General features: G+C 63.5%; 21 protein-coding genes. 15 read left to right on the forward strand and 6 right to left on the reverse strand.

From position 1 onward, the window contains the following. Window positions 1-37 precede the first annotated feature (37 nt). The 12 genes from V6M61_RS03135 (at window position 38) to V6M61_RS03190 (ending at window position 10,678) form a co-directional block, all read left to right on the forward strand. On the forward strand, window positions 38-634 hold the full coding sequence (locus V6M61_RS03135) for a hypothetical protein (protein ID WP_332775102.1): 597 nt from the start codon (window positions 38-40) through the stop codon (window positions 632-634). Beyond that, a complete protein-coding gene (gene ubiB / locus V6M61_RS03140; protein WP_332775103.1) occupies window positions 631-2,184 on the forward strand; it encodes a ubiquinone biosynthesis regulatory protein kinase UbiB in 1,554 nt (517 codons plus the stop codon). The genes V6M61_RS03135 and ubiB overlap by 4 nt, the downstream gene beginning before the upstream one ends. A gap of 318 nt (window positions 2,185-2,502) precedes the next feature. Continuing rightward, entirely contained in the window at window positions 2,503-2,862 is a 360-nt protein-coding gene (locus tag V6M61_RS03145; protein ID WP_332775104.1) for an FmdB family zinc ribbon protein, read from the forward strand. Continuing rightward, window positions 2,862-3,482, forward strand: coding sequence for a DUF502 domain-containing protein (locus tag V6M61_RS03150; protein WP_332775105.1), 621 nt, complete (start codon window positions 2,862-2,864; stop codon window positions 3,480-3,482). Before V6M61_RS03145 ends, V6M61_RS03150 begins: the two co-directional genes overlap by 1 nt. Window positions 3,483-3,529: 47 nt before the next feature. After that, window positions 3,530-5,359: an aspartate--tRNA ligase gene (gene aspS / locus V6M61_RS03155; RefSeq protein WP_332775106.1), complete on the forward strand. Its 1,830-nt coding sequence runs from the start codon at window positions 3,530-3,532 to the stop codon at window positions 5,357-5,359. Window positions 5,360-5,419: 60 nt separating this feature from the next. Further along, the gene (gene nudB / locus V6M61_RS03160; protein WP_332775107.1) at window positions 5,420-5,869 is read left to right on the forward strand and encodes a dihydroneopterin triphosphate diphosphatase; all 450 of its coding nucleotides are present in this window, start codon (window positions 5,420-5,422) and stop codon (window positions 5,867-5,869) included. Window positions 5,870-6,006: 137 nt separating this feature from the next. After that, complete coding sequence (clsB, locus tag V6M61_RS03165; protein WP_332775108.1) at window positions 6,007-7,230, forward strand: cardiolipin synthase ClsB; 1,224 nt, start codon at window positions 6,007-6,009, stop codon at window positions 7,228-7,230. 133 nt (window positions 7,231-7,363) lie between these two features. Beyond that, window positions 7,364-8,089 carry a GTP cyclohydrolase I gene (gene folE / locus V6M61_RS03170; RefSeq protein WP_332775109.1) on the forward strand — a complete coding sequence of 242 codons (726 nt, stop codon included), beginning with the start codon at window positions 7,364-7,366 and terminating at the stop codon, window positions 8,087-8,089. A gap of 2 nt (window positions 8,090-8,091) precedes the next feature. Next, window positions 8,092-8,514: a BLUF domain-containing protein gene (locus tag V6M61_RS03175; protein ID WP_332775110.1), complete on the forward strand. Its 423-nt coding sequence runs from the start codon at window positions 8,092-8,094 to the stop codon at window positions 8,512-8,514. Window positions 8,515-8,517: 3 nt separating this feature from the next. After that, on the forward strand, window positions 8,518-9,399 hold the full coding sequence (locus V6M61_RS03180) for a DMT family transporter (RefSeq protein ID WP_332775111.1): 882 nt from the start codon (window positions 8,518-8,520) through the stop codon (window positions 9,397-9,399). Window positions 9,400-9,406: 7 nt separating this feature from the next. Next, window positions 9,407-10,225: a DUF429 domain-containing protein gene (locus V6M61_RS03185; protein ID WP_332775112.1), complete on the forward strand. Its 819-nt coding sequence runs from the start codon at window positions 9,407-9,409 to the stop codon at window positions 10,223-10,225. Between the two features lie 84 nt (window positions 10,226-10,309). Continuing rightward, window positions 10,310-10,678 carry a DUF2784 domain-containing protein gene (locus V6M61_RS03190; protein WP_332775113.1) on the forward strand — a complete coding sequence of 123 codons (369 nt, stop codon included), beginning with the start codon at window positions 10,310-10,312 and terminating at the stop codon, window positions 10,676-10,678. Here V6M61_RS03190 and V6M61_RS03195 read toward each other — a convergent pair. From V6M61_RS03195 to V6M61_RS03205, 3 genes are all read right to left on the reverse strand, one after another. Then, complete coding sequence (locus tag V6M61_RS03195) at window positions 10,671-12,338, reverse strand: SulP family inorganic anion transporter (protein ID WP_332775114.1); 1,668 nt, start codon at window positions 12,336-12,338, stop codon at window positions 10,671-10,673. The two genes, V6M61_RS03190 and V6M61_RS03195, sit on opposite strands and share 8 nt — an antisense overlap. A gap of 189 nt (window positions 12,339-12,527) precedes the next feature. Further along, complete coding sequence (locus V6M61_RS03200; protein ID WP_332775115.1) at window positions 12,528-13,850, reverse strand: sulfatase family protein; 1,323 nt, start codon at window positions 13,848-13,850, stop codon at window positions 12,528-12,530. A gap of 16 nt (window positions 13,851-13,866) precedes the next feature. Continuing rightward, window positions 13,867-14,874, reverse strand: coding sequence for a tripartite tricarboxylate transporter substrate-binding protein (locus V6M61_RS03205; RefSeq protein WP_332775116.1), 1,008 nt, complete (start codon window positions 14,872-14,874; stop codon window positions 13,867-13,869). Window positions 14,875-14,955: 81 nt separating this feature from the next. On the opposite strand from V6M61_RS03205, the gene V6M61_RS03210 reads away from it, so the two are divergent. Then, the gene (locus V6M61_RS03210; RefSeq protein WP_332775117.1) at window positions 14,956-15,495 is read left to right on the forward strand and encodes a MarR family winged helix-turn-helix transcriptional regulator; all 540 of its coding nucleotides are present in this window, start codon (window positions 14,956-14,958) and stop codon (window positions 15,493-15,495) included. A gap of 47 nt (window positions 15,496-15,542) precedes the next feature. On the opposite strand, the gene V6M61_RS03215 is transcribed toward V6M61_RS03210, so the two are convergent. Next, window positions 15,543-16,811: a Y-family DNA polymerase gene (locus V6M61_RS03215; protein WP_332775118.1), complete on the reverse strand. Its 1,269-nt coding sequence runs from the start codon at window positions 16,809-16,811 to the stop codon at window positions 15,543-15,545. Between the two features lie 117 nt (window positions 16,812-16,928). On the opposite strand from V6M61_RS03215, the gene V6M61_RS03220 reads away from it, so the two are divergent. Beyond that, entirely contained in the window at window positions 16,929-17,594 is a 666-nt protein-coding gene (locus V6M61_RS03220) for a thermonuclease family protein (protein ID WP_332775119.1), read from the forward strand. A gap of 51 nt (window positions 17,595-17,645) precedes the next feature. On the opposite strand, the gene V6M61_RS03225 is transcribed toward V6M61_RS03220, so the two are convergent. Both V6M61_RS03225 and V6M61_RS03230 read right to left on the reverse strand, forming a co-directional pair. Beyond that, a complete protein-coding gene (locus tag V6M61_RS03225; protein WP_332775120.1) occupies window positions 17,646-17,960 on the reverse strand; it encodes a BON domain-containing protein in 315 nt (104 codons plus the stop codon). A 349-nt stretch (window positions 17,961-18,309) separates the two neighbouring features. Then, on the reverse strand, window positions 18,310-19,668 hold the full coding sequence (locus V6M61_RS03230; RefSeq protein ID WP_442957718.1) for a sensor histidine kinase: 1,359 nt from the start codon (window positions 19,666-19,668) through the stop codon (window positions 18,310-18,312). 140 nt (window positions 19,669-19,808) lie between these two features. Here V6M61_RS03230 and V6M61_RS03235 point away from each other — a divergent pair, with 140 nt between their 5' ends. After that, a complete protein-coding gene (locus tag V6M61_RS03235) occupies window positions 19,809-20,441 on the forward strand; it encodes a response regulator transcription factor (protein WP_332775121.1) in 633 nt (210 codons plus the stop codon). The last annotated feature ends 7 nt before the right edge of the window (window positions 20,442-20,448 follow it).

Genomic DNA, 20,448 nt, shown 5'->3' on the forward strand with positions numbered 1-20,448 from the left:
CCGTGGGGGCCACATTACCTGTCAAAATCGGGGACGTATGAATACCACGTCCCCTTTTTCTTTTCTGGAGTCTGTTGCAAGCCGTTTTCAACCCCCGGCCTGGGTGGTGGATGAAGGGCAGCAAAAGCTGGTGCTGCTGCTGAATCATGTGTTGATGCAGGAGCAAGAGGCGCAAGACCGGCTTTTGCGTAGAAAAGGCAGTGTGATCCATGTTCGCTGGGGTTTGTTTGCTATAGATTTAATAGTAACACCGGCGGGGCTGCTGGATCGCGCACCACCCGCAGCCAAGCCCGACTTGCTACTGGCCGTGGTTGCCGATTCACCGGCGGCCGTCGTGCAGTCGGTGCTGGCCGGCAAGCCGCCTCCCGTGAAAATCGAAGGGGATGTTCAGCTCGCTGCCGAGCTGGGTTGGCTGGCCGAAAATCTGCGCTGGGATATCGAAGAAGACCTGTCCCGCCTGATCGGCGATGTACCGGCGCACGCCCTGGCTGATGTGGGGCGGCGCACGGTGGCTGGTTTAAGGCAGTTTCTGGCGCAGGGGCCCGTGGCGTCCCCGGCGTCTTCAGCAGCGCCAGCTTCCACACCCGCGTCCCCCACCGCGACGGGACCTGATGCCACAAAGGCTGGCGCATGACCCGGGTTTTCAGGGGCATTTTCATCGCCTGGACGGTACTGCGCTTCGGTCTGGATGAGTTGCTGCTTTCCAGCTTTGACAAGCCGTGGAGCCGTCGGCTGACTCGCATGGTGTCGACAGGCCGCAACCTGAAAGCGCCGCGCGGCGAGCGTTTGCGTGAGGCCCTGGAGAGTCTGGGGCCCATTTTTGTCAAGTTTGGCCAAGTCATGTCGACCCGGCGCGACTTGTTGCCGACGGATATTGCCGATGAACTGGCCAAGCTGCAGGACCAGGTGCCGCCGTTTGACTCCAGTCTTGCTATAGGCATCATCGAAAAAACATTTGGCAAACCGCTGACCCAGATCTTTGCAAGCTTTGATCAGAGCCCCGTGGCCAGTGCCTCCATTGCACAGGTCCACTTTGCCACGCTGCCCAACGGGCGGGAGGTGGCGGTCAAGGTGTTGCGCCCCAACATGCTGCCCGCGATTGAAAAAGACCTGGCGCTGATGCGCATGATGGCCGGGTGGGTGGAGGGCCTGTCGGCGGACGGCAAGCGCCTCAAGCCTCGCGAAGTGGTGGCGGAATTTGACAAATACCTGCATGACGAGCTGGATCTGCTGCGCGAAGCCGCCAACGCCGCGCAGCTGCGGCGCAACATGCAAGACCTCAACCTGGTGATGATTCCGGAGATGGTCTGGGATTACTGCATGCCCGAAGTCATGGTGATGGAGCGCATGAACGGCGTGCCCATCGGACAGCTTCAACGCCTGCGCGATGCCGGTGTGGACATGGGCAAGCTGGCACGCGATGGCGTCACCATTTTCTTCACGCAGGTGTTCAAGGATGGGTTTTTCCATGCCGACATGCACCCTGGCAATATCCAGATCAGCCTGGAGCCGTCCACATTTGGACGCTACATTTCGCTGGACTTCGGCATTGTGGGTACGCTCACGGCGGTTGACAAGGAATACCTGGTCCAGAATTTCACGGCGTTTTTCCAGCACGATTACAAGCGCGTGGCAGAGCTGCACCTCGAGTCGGGCTGGGTGCCCGCCGGCACGCGGGTCGACGAGCTGGAGGCGGCGATACGCGCCTGTTGCGAGCCTTACTTTGACCGGCCGCTCAAGGAAATATCGCTGGGCATGGTGCTGATGAGGCTATTCCAGACCTCGCGCCGTTTCCATGTTGAAATCCAGCCCCAACTGGTCTTGCTGCAAAAGACCCTGCTCAACATCGAAGGCCTGGGCCGTGAGCTGGACCCCGATCTGGACTTATGGAGCACGGCCAAACCCTTTCTTGAGAAGTGGATGCTGGAGCAGGTGGGGCCGGAAAGACTGCTGGAACAGCTCAAGGCGGAGGCGCCGGCCTATGCCAAATTGCTGCCGGGTTTTCCGCGCCTGCTGGCGCAGTACCTTAAAAATGCCCAGGGGGGAAACCGGCGTGAGCTGGAAGAGCTGCTGGTGGAGCAGCGGCGTACCAACAAGTTGCTGCAAAAACTGATTTATGGCGGCCTGGGTTTTGTGCTGGGGCTGATCGCCATGCAATTCGTTCTCAGAATCCGCGTTTTCTAGCCCCCACGCTTTTCACTTTGTGTAATGCGCTGGACGTGCCGCTGCGAGACGCTGCGGCTCTTCCGTCCGTCCAAGCCTGCGCAGGCAGGCTTGGAGCCGCGGACGTCAGCCCCGAGGGGGCCGTCGCTTGCTCGGGGCGGCCCTTCGCGGCGCTAGTCTCGGGCAGCCCCGGTGACCGGCCTTCGGGAGGGGGTTGGTGCAAGGAGGGGGAATCGCTCAGCGCTGCGCAGAGGGTGGCGGGCAGCGCCTATAATTTAAGGTTTTGCATCCTGACGCCCGATTCAGGGGCAAACCCCCTCACTAAAAACCTCTAGCACTATGCCAATCTACGCCTATAAATGCGAGTCCTGTGGGCATACCAAGGACGTTTTGCAAAAGATTTCGGATGCGCCCCTGAGCGACTGCCCCCAATGCGGGGCGCCCAGCTTTAAAAAACAGGTGACAGCGGCTGGTTTTCAGCTCAAGGGCTCCGGCTGGTACGTGACTGATTTCCGCGGTGGCGCCTCCTCAAGCTCGACGCCCAGCCCTGCCGGCGATTCTGCCGCCAAAGCAACCGAAAGCAAGACGGCCGAGTCTGCTGCCGGCATTGCCGTGGACAGCGCCAAACCCAGCTCAACGGCAGCTGCTGCAGCCCCGGCGCCCAGCGCCAGTGCGGGCGCTGCCGACAAGGCCGCTTGATGGCCGCGATACGCAAATGGCTGCTGGCCGGCCTGCTGGTGCTGGTGCCTCTGGCCATCACGTTTTGGCTGTTGAACTGGTTTATTGCAACGCTGGACCAAACCCTGCAGATTTTGCCGGTCTCCTGGCATCCGGACAAGTTGCTGGGTTTTCACATTCCCGGTTTTGGCGTTTTGCTGGCGCTGGTCATTGTGTTGCTGATTGGGGCCGTGGCCACCAACTTCTTCGGCAAAAAGCTGGTGCTCTGGTGGAATGTCCTGCTCCACCGAATTCCCATCGTCCGGTCGATTTATTCCAGCGTCAAGCAGGTTTCCGACACGCTGTTTTCCGAGAACGGCAACGCTTTTCGCAAGGCGCTGCTGGTGCAATGGCCGCGGGAAGGCGTCTGGACCATTGGTTTTCTGACCGGCACGCCGGGCGGCGATGTGGTCAATCACCTGCAGGGTGAATACCTCAGTGTTTACGTGCCCACCACGCCGAACCCCACAGGTGGCTACTTCGTGATGCTCAAAAAGGCCGATTGCATTGAGCTCAAAATGAGCGTCGACGAGGCGCTGACTTATGTGATTTCCATGGGTGTTGTGGTGCCCGGGAATGGTCCCGGCTCCAGATTCAGGTAAATCCATCCAAGCAGGGCGCGCAGGCGCTGAAAGTACGAGTGTTTCTTATGTCTATGGCTTCCCAAATGCGTTCACATTACTGCGGTCTGGTGACCGAGGGCCTCATGGGCCAAACCGTCAGCCTGTGCGGCTGGGTCAACCGCCGTCGCGATCATGGTGGCGTGATTTTTGTCGACCTGCGTGACCGCGAGGGCTATGTGCAGGTGGTGTGCGACCCCGACCGTGCCGACATGTTCAAAACCGCCGAAGGCGTGCGCAACGAGTTTTGTGTGAGGGTCGTGGGTGTTGTGCGTGCCCGGCCTGAGGGCACGGTCAACGACCATCTGAAGAGCGGCAAGATTGAAGTGTTGTGCCACGAGATGATCGTGCTCAACCCCAGCGTCACGCCGCCGTTCCAGCTCGATGACGACAACCTGTCGGAGACCACGCGGCTGACACACCGCGTGCTCGATTTGCGTCGCCCTTACATGCAGAACAACTTGATGCTGCGCTACCGTGTGGCCATGGAAACGCGCAAGTTTCTCGACGCCCACGGCTTCATCGACATCGAGACCCCGATGCTGACCAAAAGCACGCCTGAAGGCGCGCGCGACTACCTGGTGCCCAGCCGTGTCAATGAAGGGCAGTTTTTTGCGTTGCCCCAAAGCCCGCAACTGTTCAAGCAGCTGCTGATGGTGGCCGGCTTTGACCGCTACTACCAGATCACCAAATGCTTTCGCGACGAAGACCTGCGCGCAGACCGCCAGCCGGAGTTCACGCAGATCGATATCGAAACGTCCTTCATGGGCGAGCAGGATATCCGCGACATGTTCCAGGGCATGATCAGCAACATCTTCAAGACCGTGCTCAATACCGATCTGGGCGAGTTCCCGGTCATGACCTACAACGATGCCATGCACCGTTATGGCTCGGACAAGCCCGATTTGCGCGTGAACCTCGAGTTCACCGAGCTGACGGACGTGATGGCCGATGTCGACTTCAAGGTGTTCAGCGCACCGGCGACCACCCAGGGCGGCCGCGTGGTCGCCCTGCGCGTACCGGGCGGCGCCGAGATGAGCCGTGGTGAGATCGATGGCTACACCGAGTTCGTCAAGATTTACGGCGCCAAGGGGCTGGCCTGGATCAAGGTCAATGATGCGGGCAAAGGCCAGGGAGACAAGGCCCTTCGGTGGCCGGGCCTGCAAAGCCCCATCGTCAAGAACATCCACGACGCCGCCATTGCCGAAATCCTCAAACGCACGGGCGCGCAGAGCGGCGACCTGCTTTTCTTTGGCGCCGACAAGGCCAAGATCGTCAACGACAGCATCGGCGCGCTGCGCCTCAAGGTCGGGCACAGCGAGTTTGGCAAAAAAGCCGGCCTGCTCACCGCAGGCTGGAAGCCGCTGTGGGTGGTTGACTTCCCGATGTTCGAGTTTGACGAGGACGGCCAGCGCTGGAGCGCCGTGCACCACCCGTTCACGGCCCCCAAAGACGGCCACGAAGACTGGATGGACACCGACCCCGGCCGCTGCATCTCCAAGGCCTACGACATGGTGCTCAACGGCTGGGAGCTCGGCGGGGGCTCGGTCCGTATCCACCAGGCCGATGTGCAGAGCAAGGTGTTCAACGCGCTCAAGATCGGGCCGCAAGAGGCTCAGGAAAAATTCGGCTTCCTGCTCGAGGCCCTGCAGTACGGCGCGCCGCCGCACGGCGGCCTGGCCTTTGGCCTGGACCGCATCGTGACCATGATGACCGGTGCGGAGTCCATCCGTGACGTGATTGCCTTCCCGAAAACCCAGCGCGCGCTGTGTCTGTTGACGCATGCACCGAGCCCGGTGGACGAGAAGCAGTTGCGCGAGCTGCACATTCGCCTGCGCAACAATCCGCAACCGGCTTAAGTCGCTGGTCCGAGTGATTCAGCGCCGCTAAGAGGCTGCGAAAAGACGACAGGGGATGTTTTGAAAGCCTTCAAAATCCCCGAGTCGGTGCTGGTGGTCATTCACACGCCAGCGCTTGAGGTGCTGTTGATCGAGCGCGCCGACCATCCCGGCTTCTGGCAAAGCGTGACCGGCTCCCAGGATACGGTGGGTGAAGCGCTGCTGCAAACCGCGGTGCGCGAGGTGCGGGAGGAAACCGGCATCTCGGCCGGGCCCGATCAATTCCGTGACTGGGCGGTTTCCAATGTCTATGAAATTTACCCGGTTTGGCGCCATCGCTATGCGCCGGGCGTGACGCACAACACCGAGCATGTCTTCAGCCTGTGCGTTGCGCCGGGCACCGCCATCCGGCTCAGTGCCCAGGAACATACCGCCTACCAGTGGCTGCCTTATCTGGCGGCGGCCGATCTGTGCTTTTCTCCTTCCAATGCCGAAGCGGTCCTCATGTTGCCTCGTTTTGTGGCTGGCTAGCTGTGACGGGGTTAACCATCATGTCATGGTGAATTGCGAGGGTGTGACCAGCTCGCCGTGGCAAACTCCGGGTGTCGCAACAAGCCTCTGAACTGGTCCAACCGTCAAAGAGCCCCCAGGCAACATTACTTTCTGCCATGACCTCACCTCACAAGCCCCAGGTATTGCAGTTGCTGCAGGGCGGGCAGGCGTTTTTTCCGGCGCTGGTGCAGGCACTGGATGCCGCGACCCAATGGGTGCAGCTGGAAACCTATATTTTTGACTTTCACGGCGCGGGTGCCGAAGTGGCCGACGCCCTGGTCCGGGCTGCACAGCGCGGTGTGACGGTGCAGGTTCTGGTCGATGGCATAGGCACCGAAGCCTTGAGCCCTGAATGGCAGAGAAAGCTGGCCGAGGGCGGCGTCCAGTGGTGTGTGTATTCGCCCGTGGCCGCTGGCCTGGGGGGGCTGGGCTTGCTGTTGCCGGACCGTTGGCGGCGGCTGCACCGCAAGCTGTGCGTGATTGACCAGCGCCTGGCGTTTTGCGGCGGCATCAATGTACTGGATGATTTTTACGACCCCAACCACGGGGCCTTGCCGGCCCCGCGGTTTGATTTTTCGGTCGCCGTCACCGGCTCGCTGGCGGCCGATGCTGCGGATGCCATGGCCTTGCTGTGGTGGCGCGTGCAGGCCGGCCACAGTGCGCGCCAGCGGCATCTCAGCGCAGCCTGGAAAAAATTCAAGGCCGCTGGCTACGGCGGGCGCACCGATGCGAGGCAGCTGGCCTTGCGCGCCACGGGCTTGCCCGGTGCCCGGGCGGCGCTGGTACTGCGCGACAACCTGCGCAACCGCCGCAGCATCGAGCGCGCCTACCGCAAGGCGATTGGCCGGGCGCGTGAGGAAATCATCATTGCCAACGCCTACTTCCTGCCCGGCGGCAAGCTGCGCCGCGCCCTGATCCAGGCGGCCCGGCGCGGCGTGCGGGTCACCCTGCTGCTGCAGGGCAAGTACGAATACTTCATGCAGTACCACGCGTCATGGCCGGTGTATGGGGCCTTGCTGGCGGCGGGCGTGGAAATCCATGAGTACGAACCGAGTTTTCTGCACGCCAAGGTGGCGGTGGTGGACGGCCATTGGGCAACGGTCGGCTCGTCCAACCTGGACCCCTTGAGCCTGCTGCTGGCGCGGGAAGCCAATGTGGTGGTCGAAGACCGGGTGTTTGCCCGGGATTTGCGGGACCGCTTGCGCCAGGCCATGGCCAGCCACGGGCGACGCATGGACCCGGCCATTTACAAGCAGCGCCCCTTGGGCCAGCGCATTCTGGCCCGGATTGCCTACGCCCTGATGCGGCTGGCCTTGCTGGTGATCGGGCAGCGCTACTGAATCAAGGTCTGGCAAGGTCTTAATTTGCTACTGAATTGATAGCTGCCAGCGCATATTCGACAAGGACAAGAGGTCAAAAACCCTTGAAAAAAATGGACAAGACTGTTTGGGTGCGGGCTGGTAACATCTTGGCATGCTCATGAAATCCACGACGCCTATGCCGCCCGATTCAACTGACGAGGGAACGCCCGTCTCCGTCAAGATCCGTGAACGTCTGGAGCAGGCGCGCAAACGCTTCCATTCCAACGACAATATTGCCGAATTCATCCAGCCCGGCGAGCTTGAAAAGCTGCTCGATGAAGTCGAAGAGAAAATGAAGGGCGTGCTCGACAGCCTGGTGATTGACACCAGCAGCGACCACAACACCCACAACACGGCGCGCCGTGTGGCCAAGATGTACCTCAACGAGGTGTTCAAGGGGCGCTACGTGATGGGTCCCACCATCACCGAATTTCCCAATGCCGAGCACCTCAACGAGCTGATGATCGTCGGCCCCATCACGGTACGCAGCGCCTGCAGCCACCATTTCTGCCCGGTGATCGGCAAGATCTGGATCGGCGTGATGCCCAACGAGCACACCAACGTGATTGGCCTGTCCAAATATGCCCGGCTGGCCGAGTGGGTGATGGGCCGGCCGCAAATCCAGGAAGAGGCGGTGATCCAGCTGGCCGACCTGATCCAGGAAAAAACCCAGCCCGACGGCCTGGCCATCGTGATGGAAGCCAGCCACTACTGCATGGCCTGGCGCGGCGTGAAAGACATGGACAGCAAGATGATCAACTCGGTCATGCGCGGCGTCTTTCTCAAGGACCCCACCCTGCGCCGGGAATTCCTGTCGCTCCTTCCAAGAAGGGACTAGCCATGCTGGTACGCCTGCTTTACGCCAGCCGCGCGGTCGATCCCCGGCCCGAAATCATCGAGGCCATCCTGACCCAGTCACGGCATTTCAACCCCACCTGCGGCATCACCGGCATCCTGTGCTACGGCGGTGACATCTTCCTGCAGGCCATCGAAGGCGGCCGCATGGCGGTCAACGAGTTGTATGGCCATATCCAGAGAGACCCGCGGCACAAGGACGTGGTGCTGCTGCATTACGAAGAAATCACCGAGCGCCGCTTTGGTGGCTGGACCATGGGCCAGGTCAATCTGTCCAAGCTCAACCAATCCATCCTGCTCAAATACTCCGAAAAACCCGTGCTCGACCCGTATGCCGTGTCGGGCAAGGTCTCGTTCGCGCTGCTCGAAGAACTGATGGCAACTGCCTCCATCATTGGCCGTGCCTAGGGCATGCCCGCTTCGGCGCTTGCCCTTGTCATCCTCGCCGGACTGATTCACGCCAGCTGGAACATCGCGGCCAAGAAAGCCGGCGGCGATTCGCGTTTTGCCGCTTTTACCGGGCTGGTGCTGCTGGTGGCATGGGCGCCGCTGGGCATCTGGTTCGGCATCGACCAACTGCCGCGCTGGGGCCGCGCTGAATGGCTGCTGCTATGCGCCAGCGCCTTGCTGCACACCATCTACTACATCGTCCTGCTGCGCGGCTACCGCAAGGCCGACCTCACCGTGGTCTATCCGCTGGCGCGGGGTTCGGGACCGCTGCTGTCGTCACTGGCCGCCATTGTGTTGCTGGGCGAGCACATTTCCGCGCTGGGGCTGGCCGGCATTGCGGGTGTTGTGGGCGGTGTTTTTCTGGTCGCCGGCGGGCCGGGCCTGTGGCGTGCCTCGCACGACCCGGTGCAGCGCCAGCGGGTGCGCAAGGGCATGGTCTACGGTTTGCTGAGCGGCGCCTTCATTGCCAGCTACACCGTGGTCGACGGCTACGCGGTCAAGTTCATGCTGATGTCACCGATCCTGGTGGACTACATGGGTTGCCTGCTGCGCATGCTGGTGCTGGCGCCCGCCGTGCTGCGCGACCCCGCTGCGGCCAGGGCGCTGTGGAGGAAGCAGTGGAAGTACGCAGTGTTTGTCGGCGTCGTCAGCCCGGTGTCCTACGTGCTGGTGCTGTACGCCATGCAGACCGCGCCGCTGTCGCATGTCGCGCCGGCGCGCGAGGTGTCCATGCTGTTCGCCGCGCTGGTCGGCGGGCAACTGCTGGGCGAAGGCGATCGCCTGTTGCGGCTGCTGGGCGCGGCCTTCATCGCGGCGGGCGTGATGGCGCTGGCGCTGGGTTGAGGCCGCGATGACCGCGCCCTTGCTGCTTGGCTGCGATTTCTCAAGCAGCCCTAACCGGCGAAAACCCATTGTTCTGGCACTGGGGTCCTCGTCGGGAGCGCGTGTCGTGCTGTCGAAACTGGAGCGCATCGACACGCTGGAGGCGTTCGGCCGCTGGCTGGCCGAGCCGCGCGAGTGGACAGGCGGCTTCGACTTTCCGTTCGGCCTGCCGCGTGAGCTGGTCGAGCAGTTGGGCTGGCCCCTGCAGTGGGAAGACTGCATGCGCCACTACGCGGCCTTGAGCCGCGAAGACATCCGCGCCACCTTTGCCGCCTTCTGCGATGCGCGGCCGGTGGGCGGCAAGTTCGCGCACCGCGCCACCGACAAGCCGGCCGGCTCCAGCCCGTCAATGAAGTGGGTCAACCCGCCGGTGGCCTACATGCTGCATGCCGGTGTGCCACGGCTGCTGGCCGCGGGCGTGCACCTGCCCGGCCTGCACGACGGCGATGCGCGGCGCGTGGCCCTGGAGGCCTACCCCGGCCTGCTGGCGCGCGAACTTCTGGGTCACCGCAGCTACAAGAGCGACGAGCGCGCGAAGCAAACCCCCGAGCGGCTGATTGCGCGCAAGGACCTGATCACCGCGCTGGAGCATGGCCAGACCCGGCTGGGCCTGCGCCTCAAGCTCAGCCATGCGCAGCGCGATGCCTTGATCGACGACGCCAGCGGCGACAGTCTCGATGCCGTGTTGTGCCTGCTCCAGGCCGCCTGGGCGCAGCAGCAGGGCGCGCCGCGCTACGGCCTGCCGGCGCAGATGGACCCGCTCGAAGGATGGATCGTCACGGCCTGAGCAGGGGTTCTGCCTAAATTTTTGAAGGAAATCTGGCTCCAGCCCTTGTTCTATGTGCGCAAGCAGCTATAAAATTAATAGCAAATGATTTACGGACTACTCGCCGACCTGGTGCTTGGGCTTCACTTCCTGTTCATCGTGTTCGCGGTGGCCGGCGGCGTGCTCGCCTTGCGCTGGCGCTGGATGCCCTGGCTGCACCTGCCGGCGCTGGCCTGGGGCGCCACCGTGGAGTTCACGGGCGGGATCTGTCCGCTCACGCCGCTGGAAAACGCGCTGCGCCGGGCCGGGGGCGCGGCAGGCTATGCGGGGAGTTTTATCGAGCGCTACCTGGTCCCTCTGATCTACCCCGGCGAGCTCACGCGCGAGTGGCAGTTCGTACTGGGCGGCGTGCTGCTCCTCATCAACGCAGCGATTTATTTTCTGGTCTGGCGCCGTCGCGGGGCCATTAGCTGAGAGTGCCCAACACCGCCAGCGCTTCGGCATCAGTGCGGTACATGCGCAGCAGCGGGCTGTCGTCGAGTGCGCCGGCATTCTTCAGCACCTTTTCCACCGGCAGCTTGATGCCGCTGATGTGCAGCGTGATGCCGCGCGCTGTCAACAGGCGGCGCACCTGGCCAAAGGTTTCCACGCCGGTTGCGTCGATGCGGTTGATGGGCTGGGCGAACAGGAAAACATGGCGGCTCTGCGGGTGCGCCGCCAGGTGTTCGACGATGGCGCGCTCGAAGGCGCTGGCCGAGGCAAAGTCCAGTTCGGCGTCCATGCGCAGCGCGTACAGATCGGGGGCCAGCGGCGGCAGCTGCCAGAGGTGGCGGTCGCGCAGGCTGCCGTCGGGGTGCAGGCCGACTTCGATGATGCGTGGGTGCAGCCGGTGGTAGAGAAAGTGCGACAGGCCCATCAGCACGCCGGTGAGCACGCCCCAATAGATGCGCGGTGCGGTGAGCAAGGTGACGCCGAAGGTCACCAAAGCCGTCCCCGCCTCGACACGGTTGACCTGCCACAGGCCCAGCAGCCAACGCGGTTTCAAGAGGCCTGCCACGGCGGCCACGACCACGGCGGCCAGCACGGCGCGCGGCACGTGGTACAGCACTGGCGTCAGCAACAGCAGGGTCAACACCACAAAGAAGGTCGCGGCAATCGTCGCCCAGCCGCTTTTGGCGCCCGCGTACAGTGTGATGGCAGAGCGCGAGAACGAGGTGCTGGTCGCAAAGCTGCCGCTGAAGGCCGAGGCGAGCTTGCCCAGGCCCTGGCCGATCAGGTCCTGGTTTTCGTTCCATCGCTTGCCGTCGCGCTGCGCCTCGATTTTGGCGCTGGCGGCGGTCTCCAGTGAGGTGACGAGCGCGAGCACCAAGGCGGGCACGACGAGGGTGCCAAAGGTGTCCCAGGCGGGCAGCCCGGGCCAGTAGGGCGCCGGCAGCCCCGCGGGCAGCGGGCCGATGATTGCGCCATGCGCCGAGTAGCCGGCCAGCTTGCTCACCAGCGCCGAGCCCGCGACCACCAGCATCATCATTGGCACGCGCGGCAGGTAGCGCTTGCCCAGCACCAGGGCGGCCACGCTGCCCAAGCCAAACGCCAGCGCAGCAAGATCAAGCGGCGGCCCATTGAGCAAGGTAGTCAAAGACCCGTTCAGGCCGATGAGTGCCGGCAGCTGCGAGGCGATGATCAGCAGCGCCGCCGCCTGCGAAAACGCCGCCAGCACCGGCGAGCTGACGAGGTTGAGGACCCAGCCGTAGCCGCCGGCCCCCAGCGTGAACTGCACCAGGCCCGTGAGGATGGCCAGCCATACCGCGAGCGAGACCCATTGCGTGCTGCCCGGTTCGGCCAAGCCGGCCAGCGAAGCCCCCACCAGCAGGCAGCTCAGCGCCGAGGGCCCGACACTCAGCCGCGTCGAGCCGCTGAAGAGCACCGCCACCAGCGCCGGCAGCAGGGTCGCGTACAGGCCGGTGATCAAGGGCATGCCCGCCAGGCCCGCATAGGCCACGGATTGCGGCACCATCACCAGGGCCACGGTCATGCCAGCGGCGATTTCGCCACGCAGCAGCGTTGCGTCGGGGCGCGGCCAGTGGAGAAACGGGAGCCAGCGCTGCAGGTCGATTTTCTGAATTTTCTGAAACATGCCCAATGTTAGTGTGGTGTTGCACGCTATCCGGTACATAAAACCGCGTCTTTTTGCCCAGGGCGGCGTTGCAAATCCTCGCCATAGTCTGACTATGGCTGCGGTTTGCGCCTTGCCCTGAACAAAAATCCATCGGTTTTATTTGTACCGTCAAGCATGCAACACCACACTACGGGTACCGTCAGGCTCCTAACGCTGCGGCATGTCCTTGACCGAGTAGCCCAGGCTTACCGTGGCATCCACGGGGATGGGCGGCACGCTGGCTTCCCAGGCTTGCCAGGCGGCGCGCATGGCATCGAGGCGCTCGGGCTCGCGCCCGGCCAGGTTGGCGCGTTCGCGCTCGTCGGCAGGCAGGTTGAACAGGTAGTCGTTGCCGTCCACCTGCAGGTACTTCCAGTCGCCGTCGCGCAGGGCGCGCTGGCCGCGGTGGTTCATGCGCCAGTGCAGCGGCCGGTGGAAGCGGTGGCCCGCATCGCGCAGCACCGGCAGCAGCGAGACGCCGTCCAGCGGGTAGCCGGGGTCGGCCGGCACGCCGGTGGCGTCCAGCAGGGTGGCCGACCAGTCCATGGTCATGCAGTGCTGTTCGCTGACACCACCGGCGGCTATCACCGCCGGCCAGTGCGCGATCCAGGGCACGCGGATGCCGCCCTCGGTCAGGTCCATCTTGCCGCCGACCAGCGGCCAGTTGTCGGAGAAGCGCTCGCCGCCGTTGTCGCTGGTGAACACCACCAGCGTGTTGTCAGCCAGGCCGTGCTGTTGCAGTGCCTGCATCACCCAGCCTATGCCTTCGTCCATGTGGTGGATCATGCGGCGGTAGGTGTGGATGTTGCCGCCGCTCAGGTGGAACAGGTTGTCCTTGACCTGGGAGGCCAGCGCCTCGTCGTCGCGCGTTTCCCAGGGCCAGTGCGGCGCCGTGTAGTGCAGGCTCAGGAAGAAGGGCGTGCCATTTTTGGCGCCGGGTGCCATGCGCTGCACATAGTCCACCGCGCGCTTGGAGATCAGGTCGGTCAGGTAGCCGTCTTCCTTTTTTTCTTCCGCGCCAAACCAGAGGTCGTGCCGGCCGCTCGAATCGCAGTGGCTGAAGTAGTCCACACCGCCCGACATCGGGCCGAAGAATTCCTCATAGCCCGAACGCAGCGGGCCGAAGGACGGCGGGTAGCCCAGGTGCCATTTGCCGATCAGCGCGGTGCGGTAGCCGCTGTCCTTGAGCAGCGAGGGCAGGGTGGGGTGCTCGGGCGGCAGGCCCAGCACGGTGCTGCCGCGGCTCTTGCTGTTGATGGGCTCGTCGGCGCCGCCGCGCAGCCGGTACTGGTAGCGTCCCGTCATCAGCGCAAAGCGCGTGGGCGAGCAGACCGGCGAGTTGGCGTAACCCTGGGTGAACTTCAGGCCCTTGGCGGCGAGTCCGTCGAGCACCGGCGAGACCGGAGTCCGGCCGCCGTAGCAGCCGAGGTCGGCATAGCCGAGGTCGTCGGCGACGATGAAGATGAGGTTGGGGCGTTGCGGGCTGGTCAATTGCGTCAACCCCGGTTCAGGATTCGGGCTTGAAGCCGGAGCGCCGAATCACCGGGCTCCACTGCGCATTGAACGCCGTCAAGGCCGCCGCCGTCTGTGCCTGCGTCATGGCGACGGGCACCATCTTGGCAGCCGTGAATTTGGCGCGTAGTTCGGGCTCCGACATGATCTGGAACACCGTCCGGCCCAGCAACTCCACGGTAGCCTTGGGCGTGGTGGCCGGTGCAAACAGGGTGTTCCAGCCGGTTGCGGCGATCGGCAAGCCCTGCTCCCTGAAAGTCGGCACATTGGGCGAGAAGGGCGAACGCTTGGCGCCTGAGGTGGCCAGCACGCGCAGCTTGCCGCCTTCGTGCTGCGGCAGCAGCGAGTCCAGGGTGTCGAAGGCCAGCGGAATCTGGCCACCGATCAGGTCGTTGAGCAGTGGCGCTGAACCCCGGTAGCCGACGACTTCTATTTTTATCTGCACCATGTAGCTGAGCATCAGCGCAAAGAAGTGGGGCAGGCTGCCGGTGGCAGGCACGCCGGCATTGGCCTTGTCGGGGTTGGCGCGCAGCCAGGCCAGCATGTGCGTCACCTCCTTGACCGGCAGGCCGGTGCCGACCGCCACGCCGAAGTCGTAGTCGGTCACGGCGGCGACCGGCACGAAATCCTTTTGCGCGTCAAACTTGAGGTCTTTGTAGATGAGCGGCGCCACGCTCATCACCGCGGGGTTGCCCATCATCAAGGTGGTCTGGTCCGCCGGTGTGTTGACCAGTTGCTGTGCGGCCAGCCGGCCGCCCGCGCCCACGCGGTTGTCCACAATCACCGGCCTTTGCAGCAGTTGCTGCAGCCGCTCAGCGACCAGGCGAGCGGCCCGGTCCGAGGCGCCACCCGGCGGGTAGCCCACCACAATGCGCACCGGCCCGGCTTGGGCGCGAGCCCAGCGCGGCAAGGCGACGCTGGCGGCGAGCGCGCCGGCAGCGGTGTGCAGCAGGACTTTTCTGCGGTTGGGGGCAGGCGCAGCGGGCAAGAGGGGCTGTGGCATGATGATTCTCCGAGTTTGAGCCCCGATTGTTCCTGCACCACCATCGATTGCAGAAATCAATCATTGCCGGTAGTAACCCTGATGCCCAGTTCTCCTCCCGCCGCGCCTGGCCTGTCCTGGCCCGAGGTTCTCGACGACCTCCTGCTGTACCGGCTCAGCCGCCTGCAGGCGGCCGCCGGCGGCATCGTGGTGCGCTACTGTGAAGGCCGGTTCGGCATCACCCGGCGCGAATGGCGCATCCTGGCTTCGCTGGCGGCGCGCGGGCCCATGGGCTCGTCGGAGCTGGCAGAGCATGCTCACCTGGACCGTCCACGCACCTCCAAGGCCGTGACGGCGCTGGCCGGCAAGAAGCTGGTCAGCCGCACCAGCCGCGCCGGCGATGCGCGGCATATCCGGCTGGCGCTCACGCCGGCGGGCGTGGCCTTGCATAGCGAGTTGTTCCCGCTGGTCAGCCAGATCAACCGCGATGTACTGGCTGCCCTGGCACCGCAGGAGGTGGCACTGCTGGACGACATGCTGGAGCGCCTGCAGCAGCGCGCCGACGCCATGGCCGCCCAAGGCGGCTTGCCGCTGGCCGACCGCCGCCGCGGGGGCAGCACCCGCTATCGTGAGCGGCCATGACATCTGTCGCCCCATTCGCGCGGAGCCGTGACTGGTCGCGCGCGGTGTCAGCGCTCGGTTTCGATGTCGGGAATGCGGTTGAACGCAATGCGCATGGGGGCATGGTTCAGCGCGTTTTGCGAGGTGGCAAAGTACACCGCATTCTTGCCAAAGGTTTTGTTCATCTGGTCCACGGCCGCCAACAGCCGTGAGCGGTCACGGGCGGGTGCGCTGGCGCTTGGCTGCGGGGCCATGTCAAAAAGAGAGGGCGTGTGCTGCGCCACAGGCACCAGGCCGTGCAGGGTCACGTTCACGACCTTGGGTTCGCGCAGCTGCGCCAGGCCGGTGTGCCACAGCTGAGCCAGCACATGCAGCAGGTAAGCCGTGTCCTGGGTTTCGCCAAAGCGGGTGTCGCGGCTGCCACCGGCTGAACCGGCCGAAGCGCTGTAACGATGGCCGCAGTGCACGCTGACCGACATGGCGCTGGTGTAAAACCCCTGCTTGCGCAGCCGCATGGCGGCCTTTTGCGCGAGCCGGTTCAGCACGTCAAAGGCGCCCTGCGGGTTGCGCATGTCGGGCGGCAGCACGTGCGAATGGCCCAGCGAGCGGGTCACCCCACCGGCGCCCAGCGGCTCCTGCCATTGTCCGCGTAGCTTGTCATACATCTCGATGCCGGCCATGCCGCCCCATGCCGTGCGCAGCACGTCGCGCGGGGCCGCGTACAGGTCTTCCATGCTCTGGATGCCGCAGCCTTGCAGCCGCGTCAGCATGCGCCGGCCAATGCCGTTGATAGCCGAGAGCGGGAGGTGGTAAAGCCCGTGCGGAATGTCGGCCAGCTCCAGCACCGTCAGGCCATTGGGCTTGTGCATGTCGGACGCGAGTTTGCCCAGCAGGGTGTTGGGCGCAATGCCGATTGAGCTGCCCAGGCATTCACCAAGCGTGGACTGGATCTCTTTTTTGATGCGCTCTGCAATGGCCACGGCCTTGTGGCGCTCGCGCCAACTGCCGGTCAGTTCGCACTCCATCTCGTCAATCGACAGCACCTGGCGCACCGGGGCAATGCGTTCCACGGTCGCCACGGCACGCTGGTGAAACTCCACATACACCTCGTGCTCCGCCACGACAAAAATGATCTCCGGGCACAGCTGGCGCGCCTGGGCCACGCTGGTGCCGGTACGCACGCCGAAGCGCTTGGCCTCATAGCTCGCGGCAATGCAGCAGGTGGTGTCGGCCATCAGCGGCACCACGCCCACCGGCTTGCCGCGCAGGCGCGGGTTGATCTGCTGCTCCACCGAGGCGAAGTAGGAATTGAAGTCGACGAAAAGGCTGCGCAGCATGAGAGGGGGTTTCTCTGACTGAAGAAGAGAAAAAGAGGAGGGGGCGGGTTGAAGTGCAGCGATATACTGTATGAATAACCAGTATATTCTTGCGCCCTCAAAAGGACAATCCTTCGCATGACCCCCAAAATCTCCGTCTTCATCGCCACAAGCCTGGACGGCTACATTGCCCGCCCCGATGGCGCCCACCCCGTCAAAGCACGGCTTGGCCATATGCTTTTTTTGGTTGTAGCCCTTGTACTGATTGAGCGAGCAGCTATTAAATTGATAGCTAATTGGCGAGCCAAGCGGTGGCTCCTTCGCGCCATGGTGATGGCCGCCTGCCTGCTTCTGGCGGGCACCCCGGCGCACGCTGACCGGCCGTGGCGGGGCGTCGTTACCTACACTGTGGACGGCGACACGCTCTGGGTGCGTCCTGCCTCGGGCGGCAAGCCGCGCAAGATTCGCCTGGACGGTGTCGACGCGCCAGAGATCTGCCAGCGCGGCGGGGCCGCCTCGCGCGAGGCCCTCAAACAGCGTTTGCTGGGCCAGACCGTCACCGTGTCCATACGCCGCTACGACGACTATGGACGCGCCCTGGCCAGAATTGACCTGAGGGGGCAGGACGTGGGCGGCCAGATGGTGGCCAGCGGCCATGCCTGGTCTTACCGTTTTCGCCGCAACCCCGGGCCCTATGCGGCCCAGCAGGCCAAGGCGCAGGCCGCCCGGCGCGGCCTGTTTGCGCACGGGGGCGCTGAAAACCCGCGCGCTTTCCGCAAGCGCCACGGGAGCTGCCACGCCTGAGCAGGCTTCGCGCCTGCTTGCTGCTGACGCAAAAGGTCAGCGCTTTCTGGTTCAAGGACGGACAACGATGTTGTTGTGGACTTCCCGGACGTTTTTGACGCTGCGGGCCAGGGACTCGGCCTGTGATTTCTCGGCACCCGATTTGGCAAAGCCCGACAGCTGGACCGTTCCATTGAGCGTTTCGACATTGATCGAGGAGGCTGCCACCGTTTTGTCTTCGATAAACTTGGCTTTCACGGCGGTGGTGATGGTGGTGTCATCGACATAAGCGCCAGCCGTCTCCTGACCACGCACCACGGCGCAACCCGTGCTGATGACGGTGATGCCGGCCAGGGCCGCGAATGCAATTGCGCGAGCGTATTTCATGTTGCTCTCCTCTTGAAGTTGATAGGGCTGAACTGGTGCGGGGTTCATCAAGGCCGGCCGATCGGCGGCACCACGCCAACCGGCCAGACGTCAGGGTATCAGCGCCCGGGCCAGCCATTGCGCCGGGCCGAAAACCATTCCGGGTGCAAAAAATCGAAAAGACATGGCTTATGTTCTTTTTTAGCACGCGGATGACGAAACTGACAATCGTCATGACAGCTTAGGGCGTAGGCCGGGTTTTGCGCATCGGCAAGAGGCGTGTGCCGGTGTCAGTGGCCGGGATGCCCCCCTGTAGGTGTGCGCCGACAGCCGGCTTGCCGTGCTGGCCGCCAGCGACAACCCGTGGCAATCAGCGTGCTGGCTGCGCCGGCGTGGTCTTGGGCAGCACCGCCGAAATGCGTGTGCCTTTGCCCACCGCTGAGGTGACGGTCAGGCGCCCCCCGGCGGCTTCGACGCGGTGCCGCATGCCGGCCAGGCCGTGGCTGCTGGGCCGGACCTGGCTGGTGTCAAAACCCCGGCCATCGTCCTTGACCTCGACGGTGATGTAGCGGTCAAAGTTTTCCAGGCTGATGTCGGCCTGGTGCGCCTGCGCATATTTTCCGATGTTGGTCAGCGACTCCTGCACCAGCCGGTAAATGGTCAGCTGGGCCGAGCCGGCCAACTCAACCGGCTCCAGGTCCGTGGTGATGTGCAGGCCGGATCTTTCTCCAAATTCCTGCGCCAGAATTTCGAGCGAGGCCACCAGACCCAGGTGCGACAGGGAAGAAGGGCGCAGGTCTTCCACAATCCGGCGCTTCAGGGCGATGCCGCTGTTCAGCGTATTGGTCAGGTGCTGCAAGCGCTCTGTCGCTTCGGGCGGACTGCCCCCCAGGCGGGACTTGAGCCGGGCGACATCCAGCTTGGCGGCCGTCAGCAGGGCGCCCAGTTCATCGTGCAGCTCGCGGGCCAGATGGCCGCGTTCGTCTTCGCGCACCTGCTGCAAATGGGTCGCCAGCTCGGCCAGGGTGGCCGTCCGTTCGCGCACCTGTTTTTCCAGCATGTCGCGCTCGCGCTGCAGGGATTCCTGTTCGCGTTTGCCGGCCGACAGCAAGGCTTTGGTTTGTATCAGGTACATGTAAAACGCCAGCAGGCCGGCCAGCGCCATGGTGGCGATGCCGATTCTCGACAGCTGCAGCGATTTCTTGATCTGGGCCTGGCCCTGCTCCATCTTGATGATGTTGCTGGCGATCAGCTTGGCCGACTGCTCACGAATGGCCTCCATGTGCTCTTTGCCCACATCCGTGGTCAGCACAAACTTCCAGGCATCTTCGTTGCCCTGCTTGCGCATGCGCACGCTCAAGTCCATTTCGGAGAGCTTGCGTGAGATGTGGTTTGCCAGAATGCTGAACTCGGCGAGTTCGTCCTTGTAGGGGCTGAAAAGCTGGCGCAGGGTCTCCATGTTCTGGTTGATGTCGGCCGTTGCCGTGTCGTAAGGCTCCAGATAGCGGGGATCGCCGGTCAGCAGGTAACCCCTTTGCCCGGTTTCGGCATCCAGCATGTGCTGCAGCAATTTGTTGACCGCTCCCCGGGTTTGCTGGGCTTCCTCGATACTGGCGGCCGCCCGGGTCGATTGCTGAAAGCTGGTTTCATTGATGAAGATCAGGGCGGCCGCCGCCAGCACGGCCAGCGGCAGGCTGATCGCCATTTTGGGGATTGAAAACCATTTCACGCTCATCTCCAGTCAATCACTTGGTGAATAATTCGTCAATAATGGGCCATGAAGACCAAGTGCCAAGTGGGTGCCTGTGACAGACACCTTTTCACGCATTGTGCAACCTGCCGGTGCCGACACCCTGGAAAGGCAGTGAAATGATCAGAATTGGAATTGTGGATGACCATGCCATCGTGCGTTCGGGGCTCAGGCAGTACTTTTCCGAGCAGGTCGATCTGCGCGTGGTCGGCGAGGCCGCCAGTGGCCGCGAAGCGATAGACCTGGTCCGCAATGTCGAGCTCGACATTCTGGTGATGGATCTTTCCATGCCGGGGCAAAGCGGCATCGATGCGCTGGCCATGATCCGGGCCAAGGCGCCGGATGTCGGCATCCTGATCCTCAGCGGCTACCCCGAAGCGCATTACGCCGTCAATCTGATCCGCCAGGGGGCCAGCGGCTACCTCAACAAGGAATGCGATCCTTCGGAAATTCTCGATGCGATCCGTGTCATTTCGCTGGGCAAGCGCTACATCACGCCGACGGTGGCCGAGCTGCTGGCACAGCAGCTCAACCGCCCAGGCAATGTGGCCGCCCATGAACTGCTGTCCGAGCGCGAGTTTCAGGTGTTTCTCAAGCTGGCCAAGGGCGAGACGGCGAGCGACATTGCCAAGGCGCTGTCCCTGAGCGTTAAAACGGTGAGCACCTACAGAACCCGGGTGATGGAGAAAATGAGCCTGGCCTCCAACAGCGACCTGACCTACTACGCGCTGAAAAACAAGCTGATCGACTGATTGATTA

This window comes from Polaromonas sp., assembly GCF_036676035.1.
Lineage (GTDB): Bacteria > Pseudomonadota > Gammaproteobacteria > Burkholderiales > Burkholderiaceae_C > Polaromonas.